The following is a 13,348-nucleotide window of genomic DNA, read 5'->3' as shown; positions in this document are numbered from 1 at the left end:
CATCTATCAACCTGCGTTTTTTCTTTTTTCCATTGAAGGAGGAATTCCGTAGTATTTCTTATAAAGCTTACTAAAGTAAAAGGCATCATCATACCCTACACTTCTAGCAACGGTTTTAATAGGCATGTCGCCTGACATCAGCAGTTCCCGTGCTTTTGTAAGGCGAATCCTTATTAAATGATTTATTGGTGATTCACCTGTTTCTTCCTTGAATATTTTAGAGATATAAACAGGACTCAGATACATATTGTGAGCTATTCTGTATAGAGAAATCTGTTTCATATAATTTGAACTCAGATACTCAAGAATGTCGTTTACGATATATGTCTTTTCGGAGGTTTGAATATCAAGTCTTGTTTTTTGTGTTCTTTCCTTATTTGCAGTCATCCCCCTGTGTAACAGCGCAGTCAGTTTCATTATGCTGCTTTTTATGAATAAATCGCAGTAAGGCTCATTTTTTTCCTGTTCGCTTATTGTTTCATTAATACACTTTATTATTTCTGGTTGATGAATGGGCAAACTAAAAACAGGCTGGGAAGTTGGTTCAATAAGGAAATTTTCAGGAAGTTCCTTAAACTGTAAATTGCTTAAGGCATAATTAAACTCCTCAATATTAACTCCCTCCGGAATAATCTTTTTATGTTTTACACCGGGGTTTATTATAATAATATTCCCTTTGGCTACTTCATATAATTTATCATCTATTATATATGTAAAATATCCCGACAGGATAATTTTTACTTCAGTAAAGTCGTGTGTATGTAGTGTAACATGGCTTTCGGAATTAACCATATTAATGAATGCATATAGCAATGTTGGATTGAAATTTTCGGCACAGATTTCCGGCTTACACAAAAGAATCACCCCTGTTGTTTACAATATATATGGTGCAGAGTAATCTTATCTTATCACAAACTAAATTTTATTCCAATCGGCAACTATGAAATTAAGTCTGTTAATATTGATAAAAATGTACATTACCAGATAAAGAATATCCATTCCATAAGAAAACTTATCAATTATAATTAATAAAGAAAATTAATGGCATTGTGAAAGGGATTTATTATGGAAAATGTGAAGTGGGTTTGGAAGTATATCAGAAAATATAAACTCCGAATGTGTATTGCCCTGATATTTGTATTGGTGGCTTCCGCTCTTAGTATGGTTACCCCGTATGTCTCCGGCATAATAATTGACAAGGTAATTAAGCAAAGCCATCACGACATGCTTTTAAAGCTGTGTATGCTTATGTTGGCAGCTACGATTATAAAATCTATAATCAGGTTTTCGTATCAGATTATGTTTGAAACCATATCTCAGGGAGCTTATATGAAAATCAGGGAGAGTATGTACCAAAAGCTTCAGAATATGGATTTCAAATTTTTTGACACCACCAGAACCGGTGACATTATGGCAAGAATGACAGGAGATATGGATACTGTGCGCCATCTCATTTCATGGGTAATATACATGGTTTTTGAAAACGCTGCAATATTTATTTTTGCCGTAACACTGTTATTTACTATCAACTGGCAGTTTACTCTGGCTATGCTTCTTGTTGTACCTTTTCTTGCATGGGCTGCAATAAGGTTGGCAGGTGACGTTAGACCAACTTTCTCTGCAATAAGGGAACAATTTTCCAGGCTCAATTCCGTTGTACAGGAAAATATCAGTGGAAACAGGGTAATAAAGGCTTTTGCAACAGAATACATAGAAATAAACAAATTTGACAAGGAAAACGAAGCCTATCGTCAGAGAAACATGGATTCCGCAAAAGTATGGTCAAAATATCTTCCCATTATAGATGCTCTGGCCGGAACTCTTTCGCTGATTATTTTGATTGTGGGGGGAATACTTACAATTAATAATAAGATATCAATAGGCGAGTTGGTAACCTTTAACTCTATAGTATGGGCACTGGGTAATCCAATGAGGAACTTCGGCTGGCTTATTAATGACATACAAAGATTCAATGCATCAGCAGACAAAATACGTGAATATCTGAATAATGAATCAGCAATAAGCAATATAGAAAAGGCTGCTAAAAAAGAAATTACGGGATTCGTTGAATTCAAAAATGTCAGCTTCGGTTACGATAATGACGAAGTATTGAAAAATGTGAGCCTCAAAGCCAAGCCGGGAGAAACAGTTGCAATAATCGGCCCTACAGGGTCAGGAAAATCCACCCTTGTAAACCTGATATGCAGATTTTATGATTGCAGCGAAGGAGAAGTACTTATTGACAATGTAAATGTAAAGGATATGGATTTGAGAACACTGCGTTCAAAAGTATCAGTTGCAATGCAGGACGTATTCCTTTTTTCAGATACTATAGAAGGGAATATTGCTTATGGTGTGCCTGATGCTCCCTATGAGAGCATAAAGCAGGCAGCCGGTATAGCAGATGCCGATGATTTCATATCATCCTTGCCTGAGGGCTATGATACCATTATAGGAGAACGCGGAGTCGGGCTTTCCGGCGGTCAGAGACAGAGAATTGCTTTAGCGAGGGCAATACTCAAAGACCCGTCCATACTTATCCTGGACGATACAACCTCCAGTGTTGACATGGAAACAGAATTTGAAATTCACAGGACACTAAGGTCCTTTTACAATAATAAAACCACTTTTATTATTGCACACAGAATATCATCCGTGAAAAATGCAGACAAAATTATTGTATTGAATGGCGGACAGATAATTGAGCAGGGAACACATAAGGAACTGTTGAATTTAAAGGGTTATTACTACAATGTTTATCAAAGCCAGTACGGGGACTTTGACGGACTAGATGAAAAGGAGGTGGGCTAAATGGCAAGAAACAAATATGATGTCGATGAAGAATTATTAACAAAATTCAAAATGAAAGACCTTATAAGACTTTTAAAGTACTTGAAACCATACAAGCTTACAATGTTTGTAACAGTTTTATTGATGCTTACTGCAAGCGTTGCAAACCTTATCGGCCCGCTTCTTGTACAGAATGCAATAGATTACAAGATACCCGCCGGTAATATAAAGGGACTGGTTATTCTATCAGGAATTTTTGTAGTAACTCTGATAGTAAATGCGATATGTTTTAAATTCAGGGTAATCCTCATGTCTCAGCTTGGGAACAATGTAGTCAAAAAGATAAGGGAAGACATATTCTATAAGATTCAGAAACTTCCTTTTTCTTATTATGACAGTCGTCCCCATGGAAAAATACTTGTAAGAGTCGTAAATTATGTAAACTCACTTAGCGACCTGCTTACAAACGGTTTTATAAACTTTATAACAGATATGTTCACCCTTGTATGCATAATAGTTTTCATGCTCTTTATAAATGTGAAGCTTACCTTAATCAGTATGATTGGACTTCCTCCATTATTTATATGCATAATGTTAATAAAAAATATTCAGAGGAAAAATACACAGGCATTGAGCATGAAGCAGTCAAACCTCAACGCCTATATACATGAAAGCATATGTGGAGTTAAGGTAACTCAGTCCTTTGCAAGAGAGGAACAGAACCAAGGTATTTTTCATGAATTAAACAAGATTTACAGAAGGGCATGGATGAGATTCGTAAAAGCCAATTTCGTATTGTGGCCCATAATAGAAACCATTTCAACAATCGGTATAATAATACTTTATTTTGGCGGAATATTCTGGGTAAAGGGGATAACCATAGGGGTTCTGATTGCATTTACCAGCTATATATCAAGGTTCTGGCAGCCTATAAGCAATCTGGGGAATTTCTACAACGCAATGATAAATGCCATGGCATATCTTGAAAGAATATTTGAGACACTGGATGAGGAGGTTTCTATAGAAAATCTGCCGGGAGCCATTCCAATGCCTGAGGTAAAGGGAGCTGTGGAATTCAGAAACGTGAGTTTCAGCTATGAAGAAGGTAAAAAGATTCTTGACAAGATAAACTTCAGATTCCAACCGGGAAGCACAATAGCATTGGTAGGCCCTACGGGAGCAGGGAAAAGTACCATAATTAATCTTCTGAGCAGGTTCTATGATGTTCAGGAGGGAGAGGTGCTGATTGACGGTATAAATATAATAGAAGTACAGCTAGAGTCTCTGCGGAAACAGATGGGAGTAATGTTGCAAGATACCTTCCTTTTCTCAGGTACGGTTATGAGCAATATAAAATATGCAAGGCCGGATGCCACGGATGAAGAGGCCATCAGGGCTGCAAAAACCGTTTGTGCACATGAATTTATTATGAATATGCCAAATGGCTACTATACAGAGATAAATGAAAGAGGTACAAGACTTTCAATCGGTGAAAGGCAGCTTATTTCCTTTGCCAGAGCACTTCTGGCAGACCCCAGAATACTGATACTGGATGAAGCAACCTCAAGCATTGATACAAGAACAGAGCTTGCACTGCAAAAAGGGCTGCAAGGCCTTCTGGTTGGAAGAACCTCATTTATTATAGCTCACAGGCTCTCAACAATAAAAAATGCCCATTGTATTATGTATGTTGATAACGGGTCAATTGTTGAAAGGGGAACACACGACGAGCTAATGGCGGCGAGAGGATACTATTACAAATTATATAATTCTCAATTCAGTGTTATGGAAGCAGGATAAAAGTGTTTACAGTACATGTTATATTGAATTATTATATAGTTAAATATATAGTAATATAGAATGAATTTACAGGAGGAAATAACATTGTCAATAACTAAGAAGAATTTTGCAAAAATGCCGAATGGTACTCAAGTAGATATTTATACCTTGAAAAATTCAAACAATATGTCTGTAGATATATTAAACTACGGAGGAACTATTGTTTCTATACTTATGCCGGATAAAAACGGAAAGATTGCGGACATTGCTCTGGGATTCGATGATATTAAAAGATATATGGAAAATGATGCATATATGGGAGCGTTAATTGGAAGGCACGGCAATCGTATTGAAGGTGCTGAATTCGAATTAAACGGAAAAGTTTACGAACTTGTGAAGAATGATGGTAATAACCATCTTCACGGTGGTACAATAGGTTTTCATAATGTAGTATGGAATGCTGAAATACAAGAAGAAAAAGGATTTCAAAAGTTAGTTCTGACTCATACTAGCCCTGACGGTGAAGAAAATTACCCCGGAAATCTAAACGTAAAGGTAGAATATTCACTTTCAGAAGATAATGAGTTAAAAATAGACTATAATGCTGTTTCTGATAAGGACACGGTTGTAAATCTTACAAACCATGCATACTTCAACCTATCCGGACATGATTCCGGAGATGTTTTGAAACATCATATATATATTAATGCAGACAAATTTACTCCTGTAAATGATGAATGTATTCCTACCGGAGAAATTAGAGATGTTAAAGGTACGGTAATGGACTTTACTAAATTGAGTAGTTTTTCAGAAGGGATTTCTAGCGGCGACGAGCAGATTGTATATGGTCAAGGTTACGACCATAACTGGGTACTGAATACAAAAGGAAATATAAATGAAGTTGCCTGTGAGCTGTATGCCCCTGAAAGCGGCCGTGCTATGCAGGTATTCACAACAAAACCGGGCCTACAGTTTTATTCCGGGAATCATTTAAATGAAAAGGTAGAGTTGATTGGAAAAAAACATACTGTTTACAACAAGAGAACGGGACTTTGCCTTGAAACACAGTTTTTCCCTAATGCAATGAAGCATAAGAATTTTCCTTCACCGATTCTCAGAGCCAATGAAACATATCATTATGTAACTATATATAAATTTTTAAATAAATAAAATCAAAAAGCCCCTGATGCTTCAGGGGCTTAAAATTTGCTCTTAATTACGAAAATTACCTTCTGTTAAATCCGCCATTAAAGCTTTTCTGTGATGCCTTCTTAGCTCTTCTGCAATCAGGACATCTAGCTGGTTCATTAGTGAATCCTTTTTCGGCGTAGAATTGTTGCTCGCCAACCGTAAATGTAAAAGTTGCGCCGCAATCTTTACAAGTAAGAGTTTTATCTTCCATGGGTCTACCTCCTATAAAATTTTATTGCTGAGCATATAAGAACTTAAACATTACGGACCAAAAAGGATGTTATGAATCAGTATAAGAAATTATAAGCTTTGCACTTTTATTATACACTTTGAAAAAATAATAAGCAATAAATTTAGAATAATTAATGTAAAAATATTACATAAAAGAGGCTAAATGGATTCGTGAATTGCAAAGAAATACTTTATTTACAGTATTTTTATAGTATTTGAGCTAGATAATAAAAAATAGTGAAAAATAATTTATTTTCTATTGACAAAAGTAACATTGTACCGTAAAATATCAAATGTGTCTTGCGGGACATACTGATAAATGGTGGGTATAGCTCAGTCGGTTAGAGCGCCAGATTGTGGCTCTGGAGGCCGTGGATTCGAATTCCACTATTCACCCCATATAAAAAAGAAAAGCTGATAAATTTACTTTATCTGCTTTTCTTTTTTTTTGCTACTTTTCAGTCATATCATTGTCATATTCTATAATTAAGTCAGGATTGTGTCTTTTTCCCATCTTGTGTCTTGCTTTGCGATTTTCAACAGTATCAAATATTATTGAAAAATCGTAGTCGGGCGGGTACAGCTCACTGGCAAGTACGTGGAGCTTTAATCTTTTGTGGGGGATAAGCTTTTTTTGCCCTTTAATCTGAACACCTATTTCGCCATGCTCATTGGCTTTTTGATATACCAGTCCCAATACTTTCTGTGGAAAGACCATAACACTGTCTCCTATGTTAAATTTGCTGCTTCGGTTTTGAGGCAAATTCCTTTTTAGGTTTTCCCTAATAAGGACAGATGATTTTAAGTCTGGTTGAATTCCAGACTGGTTTTCCTGCCCAATAGAGCTTAAAAAAGCTTTTTTATTTTCCGAAGCAATAACCTTGGTGGAGTGGTACTCCTTATAGGCAGCCTCGTGAGCAAGCCTGAGAAGATGTGCAGGAAAGCCCAACCTTTTTGCAATATACAGGGCACAGCTTTCTCCTGCCTCACCAATTTCAAGTCTATACAAAGGTTTAAGACTTTCCTTGTCAAAAGCCATTCTAGCATTTACAAGACCGGGTGTATTTCTGGCATAGTCCTTTATTTCGGGGTAATGAGTGGTTGCCACAAACAAGCAGCCTTTGTTTTTTAGTTCTTCCAGAATTGCAGTAGCTATACCCATGCCTTCTGCCGGATCAGTTCCTGAGCCTACCTCATCCAGCAGGACAAGGCTTTCTACTGTGGATTGCTTTAGGATATCATTAATTGTTGTTATGTGTGCGGAAAAGGTTGATAAATTTTCGGTAATGCTCTGACCGTCACCGATATCACACAAAATCATATTGTGCATTGAAAATTCACTTCCCGGAGCGGCAGGAACGTGAAGACCGCTTTGTGCCATAAGTGAAAGCAATCCTACAGTTTTAAGGGCCACTGTTTTACCTCCTGTATTGGGGCCTGTTATAACAACTCCTCTAATTTCATTACCGATTTCAAAGTCAAGAGGTACACATTCCGACTGGTTGAGAAGAGGGTGTCGTCCGGCTTTAATAACAATTCTACGGTTCATATGGATGTCAGCTGCAGTTGCCTTCATTTGAACAGAAAGTTTGGCCTTGGCAAAAAAGGCATCTAAAGTTTCCATAATATCTACGTTGATTTTAAACACAGGTAATTGTTCATCTACCAATGAGGTCAGAGTATATAGAATTTTTCTTTCCTCATTTTCTTCTTCAACAGAAAGGGTTGATATATCTTCCTGAAGTCTGCGAACAACAGAAGGTTCTATAAAATATGTTCCTCCTGTGGCCGAGGTTTCTATGAGGGAACCAGCTACCATGTTTTTATATTCTTTTTTGACTGGCAGCACGAAATGTCCGTTCCTCATAGAAACAAAACTGTCTGCAAACCATTCTTTTTTACCCCTTAAAATACTTTCAAGCTTAGAACGGATTTGCTGATGGGCATTTTCCTTTCTTCTACGTATATCTTTCAGTTTTGGTGATGCAGAATCATCAACACGCCCGTTTCTTATTGAACGCTCAATTTCTTCGCAAAGGTCATTAAGAGCGTCTATTGAGCTGCCATAATAAGCAATCTCATTCTCTTGGCTTTCGGCCCTTTTTAGATATGATTTCATGCGTCTGCAAGCCAGAAGAAACTGTAAGACCTCCTCAAATTGTTCAGGAACAAGCATTGCTCCCTTTGAGCATAAATCAAGAATTTTATCAAGCTCGTTCATTGAAGACAGAGGGGGAGTACCCAAGCTTTCGAGAAGCCTTTTTGAATCGGTGGTCTCCTTCATTCTTCTTTTACATTCACTTTCGCTCAGATATGGTTGGAGCAGCGAAAGCCTTTCTTGCGCTTTTGGTGAAACCGCATTTTCCATAAGCATTTCAATAATTTTGTTAAACTCAAGTGTTATAGCGTATTTATTCATATTTACCTCCGGTTATCGGCAGGCAGAGAGGTGTGTCCAATCTGCTTGAAATTTTACTTTTAATTAAGCGGACACGATTCTTGTATATACGTTCTCCAGAACAAATAAAAAAGCGTAACAGGAACAAACCCGTCACGCTTTGCTAAAATCATTTGAATACGGCTAATAACTATATATTAGTAAAAATGGTTTTGAAGCATATCTGTAATGTACTGAACGTACGAAGCAGGTGTCCAACGATACCCAAACTCAGGTATCGGTAATAAAAAGGTACACTAAATAAACAGGATTACCATCTGTTTAAAAAAGGACCTTTTCCAACTATTTAGTTGTTAATCACCTTTACAGATAATACCGACATCAAAACCTTCCTTTCATTGTTAAAATTAATTTCAGAATAGCATATGCCATTTGGAGTGTCAAGGTAACAATTAATTTAAGGATTGAATCTTTTATCAATATCGGAGTAACCATTATTTAATTTAGGATAATGTGAATATCAGGTAGATTTTATTTGAAGTAATCTTTTATTTTATTAATTAAGAAATCTTCAACTAATACTACATCATTTATATACTTACCTGATTGTAGAACATCACTGCACTTTATAAATGACCAATTAATTTCTTTCCCTCTGTAGTCAGGATTATTAGCATATACCACACCTTCAAATCCAGCCCAGATAACAGCCGAAGAACATAAAGGACATGGCTCAAATGTTGAATAAAGCCAATACCCTTTAGGTAAAACATCTACTTTTAGTTTCTTGCATGCACTTCTTATAGCATTTATTTCAGCATGTGCCGTAGGATCATAGTCATCTCGAACTGATGTTTTCCCTTTAGAAACTATATTGCCTTCAGCATCTATAACCGCAGCAAAAATTGAATCCTTTGTCCACTGGTCTCTTATTAATTCTTTCATAATATCTTCGCTTGGATGTTTTATACTGGAATAAAGATTCATTTTACTCACCTTTTAATTAGTTCACTTTTATTATAATCTGTACGACGATATTAATATAATACATTATTGGTATTGAAAAGGAAAGTTTTTCATAGTCTCTATCATAATAGCACCTAAAGGCGTTATGTAAAGCAAAATTAAAACCCCTCAATCATTTAAGAGTGAAGGGTTTTGGTGACCCATCGCAGATTCGAACTGCGGACACCTTGATTAAAAGTCAAGTGCTCTGCCAACTGAGCTAATGGGTCAAATGGCTGGGATGGCTGGACTCGAACCAACGAAATGCCAGAGTCAAAGTCTGGTGCCTTACCGGCTTGGCTACATCCCAACGTCAAGCGCAAAACCTATTATAAAGGGGTTTGCACTTTTTGTCAAGCTTTATCGAACAATTTATTTTATTATTTTTGAACTTTAAAATCCTGTGTTGCAATGTCAATAAGTTTAAGGTCTTTGTTTCTTTCTTCTGCCATACGTATTGACCATTCGTTTTCAAATAGAATGGAATTTCTTCCTTCCTTATCCTCAACAATAATAGATGTACTTGGCAAGTTTAATTTTCTGGGGTCCAGACCTTCATTCTCAATCCATCTGGCATGTCTGAAAGGTAGATTCTGTACACGGAGGGATACACCGTATTCATTCTTCAACCTGTATTCAAGGACTTCAAACTGCAAGGCACCTACAACACCTATAATAAGTGCTTCTATACCTATATCAATCTGTTTGAATACCTGTATGGCACCTTCCTCGGACAATTGGTCGATTCCCTTAATAAATTGCTTTCTCTTCATTGTGTCGGCAGGAGATACCCTTGCGAAAAATTCGGCAGGGAAGATAGGAATACCTTCAAACCTGACATTGCCGTTTCCTTCATATAATGTATCGCCCAGATTGAAAATGCCCGGATCAAACAAACCGATAATGTCACCGGGATATGCTTCTTCAACGATTGTTCTCTCCTGAGCCATAAACTGCTGAGGCTGTGAAAGACGTACATCCTTGCCGGCATTTACATGTTTTACAGTCATACCTTTTGTAAACTTTCCGGAGCATATTCTTATAAAAGCAAGTCTGTCCCTGTGAGTGGGATTCATATTTGCCTGAATCTTAAATATAAAGCCGGAGAATTTGTCGCTTTCAGGGTCGATTTCACCATTGGAAGTTGTCTTGATTCCAGGTGAAGGAGCTAATTCCAAAAAGGACTCAAGGAATGGCTGAACACCAAAATTAGTCATGGCACTTCCGAAGAACATGGGAGTCAACTCTCCGCTGCGGATTTTTTCCTTGTCAAACTCGTCTCCTGCCATATCCAGCAACTCTATATCTTCACAAAGCTTGTCATGGTAATGACTCCCTAAAAGGTCTGCAAATATCTTATCATCAACTTTACCAACTGTTGATGATACCTGAGTTTGTCCATGTGAACCGCCGTCAAAAAGCTCTATTTGTGAAAGCTTTCTATTATATATACCTTTAAAATCACCCTCTGTACCTATAGGCCAGTTCATAGGGTAGGAACGGATTCCCAAAACCTGTTCGATTTCTTCCATAAGCTCAAAGGGGTCTTTGCTGGCACGATCCATTTTATTTACAAATGTAAATATGGGAATACCCCTCATTTTACAAACATGAAATAGCTTTATTGTCTGTGCTTCCACACCCTTTGCTCCATCGATAAGCATGACTGCACTATCAGCAGCAACAAGTGTTCGGTAAGTATCTTCACTAAAGTCTTGGTGACCGGGTGTATCCAATATATTGATACAATAGTCGTTATATTCAAACTGCATTACACTGGAGGTAACTGATATTCCTCTTTGCTTCTCAATCTCCATCCAGTCGGACACAGCGTATTTATTGGCTTTTCTTGCCTTAACAGAACCCGCAAGTCGGATAGCTCCTCCATAAAGGAGCAGTTTCTCGGTCAAAGTAGTTTTTCCTGCGTCAGGGTGAGAAATAATAGCAAAAGTTTTTCTGCGAGATACTTCTTTTTTTATTTCATTTTTTAAATCAGGCATCTTTTATAACCTCTCGAAATTCTATTTATAACCACGTTTCATTGTATATTATAGCCTTGTTACTGTCAAATAGTAATCAATATTAGAAAATGGTTTTACAATGTTTAATATTGTGTTAAAATTTACCAAAGACTTAGAAAAGCGTCATAATTATTGGAAAGGGTATTTAAAAATTCTTATAGAATAGTATAATTAGGTAAATGTTATATAAAGTCATATATAATAAAGCATTCGGAGGTTTTGGATGAGCAATAGTCAAATATTTATTACTATAAAGAATCAGAAGTATGAATTGGAGGATAGCACTACCTTACTGGAGTTGAGTGAACGCTTTAAAAAGGAATACGTATCCACCATTGTTGCAGCAAGAGTTAATAATGATATTAGGGAACTTAGCTTCAGAATAAAAGAAAATGCTGAAATAGGGTTTATAGATTTAACCGATGAAGACGGAATGAGAATTTACAGGAGAAGCCTGTATTTTATATTTATTATGGCAGTTCATGATGTGTTTCCGGATAGAAAAGCAGTGATAACCCATCCTATGAGCAACGGTGTTTACTGTGAAATAAACGGTAAGGATGAGCTTACCCAGGATGATATTGAGCTGGTTGAGAAAAGAATGAGAGAGATAGTCTCAAGGAAAATACCTTTTGAAAAAAAGGAGATTTCAACAGAAAGTGCGAGAAGGCTGTATAAGGAAAGCGGCAAACTTGACAAGTATGAGGTGCTGGAACACAGGCAGAAACCTTATGTAACTTTTTACAATTGTGGAGGATATGAAGATTACTATTATGGGTACATGGTACCCGATACAGGGTATATTAATTGTTTTGCACTAAAGTTTCATAAACCGGGGGTAGTCATTCAGTTTCCATCAAAGACAGACCCCTGCAGACTTCAGCCATTTACGGAGCAGAAAAAGCTGTTTAACGTATTTATTGAGTATAAAAAATGGGTGAGGATATTAGGTGTTGAAAACATCGGTTCACTTAATGAAATTGTAAGGGCTGGTGAAATTGGGGATCTTATAAGAGTAAGTGAGGCCCTGCATGAGAAAAAGATTGCGCAGATTGCAGATAAAATAACAAATCATGAAGAGGAAAAAAGAATTGTACTTATTTCAGGTCCATCGTCTTCAGGCAAAACTACATTTGCAAACAGGCTGGGTATTCAGCTGAGGGTAAACGGTTTTGTACCAAGAACGATTTCCCTTGACAACTATTTTGTAAATAGGGACAAAACTCCTATAGATGAAGATGGGGAATTTGATTATGAAGCACTGGAAGCTATCGATATTGAGTTGTTTAATGAACATCTTTCACAATTGTTGAAGGGCAATGAAGTTGAAATACCTCTTTATAATTTTGAAAGTGGCTCACGAGAACCTAAGGGTAAAAAAATGGTTATGAAGGATAATAATATCCTTGTAATAGAAGGGATTCACGGCCTGAATGACAAACTTACCGAAGCAGTGTCCAGTGAAGACAAATATAAAATCTATGTAAGTGCATTAACATCTTTAAACATTGATGACCATAATAGAATACCGTCAACTGATACCAGAATAATAAGGAGAATTGTAAGAGATAATCAATTCAGAGGGTGTTCTGCAATTAATACAATAAGCAGGTGGCCTTCGGTGAGAAGGGGTGAGGAAAAAAACATATTCCCGTTTCAAGAAAATGCAGACATTATGTTTAATTCATCCCTTGTATATGAGCTGTGTCTTTTAAAAGTATATGCAGAGCCTTTGCTGCTTAAACTGGGGCCTGATAATGAAAGATACTCGGAAGTGAAAAGATTAATAGAGTTTTTAAGCTACTTCCTGCCAATAGATGCAAAAGATGTTCCAAATAATTCAATTGTAAAAGAGTTTATCGGAGGAAGCTGTTTCTTCTAAAAGCCTTTTAAAAAGCTGTTTTTTAAGTGCTGTTCTGCTGGAAGGACGCAA

At 36.8% G+C, this 13,348-nt stretch carries 9 protein-coding genes and 3 tRNA genes; 5 read left to right on the top strand and 7 right to left on the bottom strand.

The genetic code is table 11. From position 1 onward, the window contains the following. Nucleotides 1-6 precede the first annotated feature (6 nt). On the bottom strand, nucleotides 7-864 hold the full coding sequence (locus tag L323_RS37040; protein ID WP_242835323.1) for an AraC family transcriptional regulator: 858 nt from the start codon (nucleotides 862-864) through the stop codon (nucleotides 7-9). A gap of 201 nt (nucleotides 865-1,065) precedes the next feature. On the opposite strand from L323_RS37040, the gene L323_RS37035 reads away from it, so the two are divergent. The 3 genes from L323_RS37035 to L323_RS37025 all read left to right on the top strand — a co-directional run bounded on the left by L323_RS37035 (nucleotide 1,066) and on the right by L323_RS37025 (nucleotide 5,739). Then, nucleotides 1,066-2,811, top strand: coding sequence for an ABC transporter ATP-binding protein (locus L323_RS37035; RefSeq protein ID WP_020816731.1), 1,746 nt, complete (start codon nucleotides 1,066-1,068; stop codon nucleotides 2,809-2,811). Next, nucleotides 2,812-4,590 (top strand): ABC transporter ATP-binding protein, encoded by a 1,779-nt coding sequence (locus L323_RS37030; protein WP_020816730.1) that lies wholly within the window; start codon nucleotides 2,812-2,814, stop codon nucleotides 4,588-4,590. A gap of 84 nt (nucleotides 4,591-4,674) precedes the next feature. Continuing rightward, nucleotides 4,675-5,739 (top strand): aldose epimerase family protein, encoded by a 1,065-nt coding sequence (locus L323_RS37025; protein WP_020816729.1) that lies wholly within the window; start codon nucleotides 4,675-4,677, stop codon nucleotides 5,737-5,739. Between the two features lie 55 nt (nucleotides 5,740-5,794). Here the strand turns inward: L323_RS37025 and L323_RS37020 are convergent, their stop codons facing one another. After that, entirely contained in the window at nucleotides 5,795-5,971 is a 177-nt protein-coding gene (locus L323_RS37020; RefSeq protein ID WP_004617411.1) for a zinc-ribbon domain-containing protein, read from the bottom strand. Between the two features lie 342 nt (nucleotides 5,972-6,313). Here L323_RS37020 and L323_RS37015 point away from each other — a divergent pair. Further along, nucleotides 6,314-6,390: transfer RNA gene (locus tag L323_RS37015), tRNA-His, on the top strand. Between the two features lie 52 nt (nucleotides 6,391-6,442). Here L323_RS37015 and L323_RS37010 read toward each other — a convergent pair. The 5 genes from L323_RS37010 to L323_RS36990 all read right to left on the bottom strand — a co-directional run bounded on the left by L323_RS37010 (nucleotide 6,443) and on the right by L323_RS36990 (nucleotide 11,394). Further along, the gene (locus L323_RS37010; protein WP_020816728.1) at nucleotides 6,443-8,410 is read right to left on the bottom strand and encodes an endonuclease MutS2; all 1,968 of its coding nucleotides are present in this window, start codon (nucleotides 8,408-8,410) and stop codon (nucleotides 6,443-6,445) included. 510 nt (nucleotides 8,411-8,920) lie between these two features. Beyond that, on the bottom strand, nucleotides 8,921-9,376 hold the full coding sequence (locus tag L323_RS37005) for a nucleoside deaminase (protein ID WP_020816727.1): 456 nt from the start codon (nucleotides 9,374-9,376) through the stop codon (nucleotides 8,921-8,923). A 172-nt stretch (nucleotides 9,377-9,548) separates the two neighbouring features. Beyond that, nucleotides 9,549-9,624 (bottom strand) — tRNA-Lys (locus L323_RS37000). A gap of 3 nt (nucleotides 9,625-9,627) precedes the next feature. Then, nucleotides 9,628-9,704 (bottom strand) — tRNA-Gln (locus tag L323_RS36995). Nucleotides 9,705-9,774: 70 nt separating this feature from the next. After that, on the bottom strand, nucleotides 9,775-11,394 hold the full coding sequence (locus L323_RS36990; protein ID WP_020816726.1) for a peptide chain release factor 3: 1,620 nt from the start codon (nucleotides 11,392-11,394) through the stop codon (nucleotides 9,775-9,777). Between the two features lie 244 nt (nucleotides 11,395-11,638). Here L323_RS36990 and L323_RS36985 point away from each other — a divergent pair, with 244 nt between their 5' ends. Beyond that, entirely contained in the window at nucleotides 11,639-13,297 is a 1,659-nt protein-coding gene (locus L323_RS36985) for a nucleoside kinase (protein WP_020816725.1), read from the top strand. Nucleotides 13,298-13,348: the final 51 nt, after the last annotated feature.

The sequence above is a fragment of the Ruminiclostridium papyrosolvens C7 genome (assembly GCF_000421965.1).
GTDB classification, from domain to species: Bacteria; Bacillota; Clostridia; order Acetivibrionales; family DSM-1351; genus Ruminiclostridium; species Ruminiclostridium papyrosolvens_A.
This window is presented reverse-complemented; position numbering and strand designations above follow the sequence as displayed.

Bases quoted from the DNA above. Each gene is read 5' to 3' on its own strand.
- L323_RS37030 (WP_020816730.1), top strand. From the start codon at position 2,812: ATGGCAAGAAACAAATATGATGTCGATGAAGAATTATTAACAAAATTC.
- L323_RS36990 (WP_020816726.1), bottom strand. From the start codon at position 11,394: ATGCCTGATTTAAAAAATGAAATAAAAAAAGAAGTATCTCGCAGAAAA.
- L323_RS37010 (WP_020816728.1), bottom strand. From the start codon at position 8,410: ATGAATAAATACGCTATAACACTTGAGTTTAACAAAATTATTGAAATG.
- L323_RS37005 (WP_020816727.1), bottom strand. From the start codon at position 9,376: ATGAATCTTTATTCCAGTATAAAACATCCAAGCGAAGATATTATGAAA.
- L323_RS37035 (WP_020816731.1), top strand. From the start codon at position 1,066: ATGGAAAATGTGAAGTGGGTTTGGAAGTATATCAGAAAATATAAACTC.
- L323_RS36985 (WP_020816725.1), top strand. From the start codon at position 11,639: ATGAGCAATAGTCAAATATTTATTACTATAAAGAATCAGAAGTATGAA.
- L323_RS37020 (WP_004617411.1), bottom strand. From the start codon at position 5,971: ATGGAAGATAAAACTCTTACTTGTAAAGATTGCGGCGCAACTTTTACA.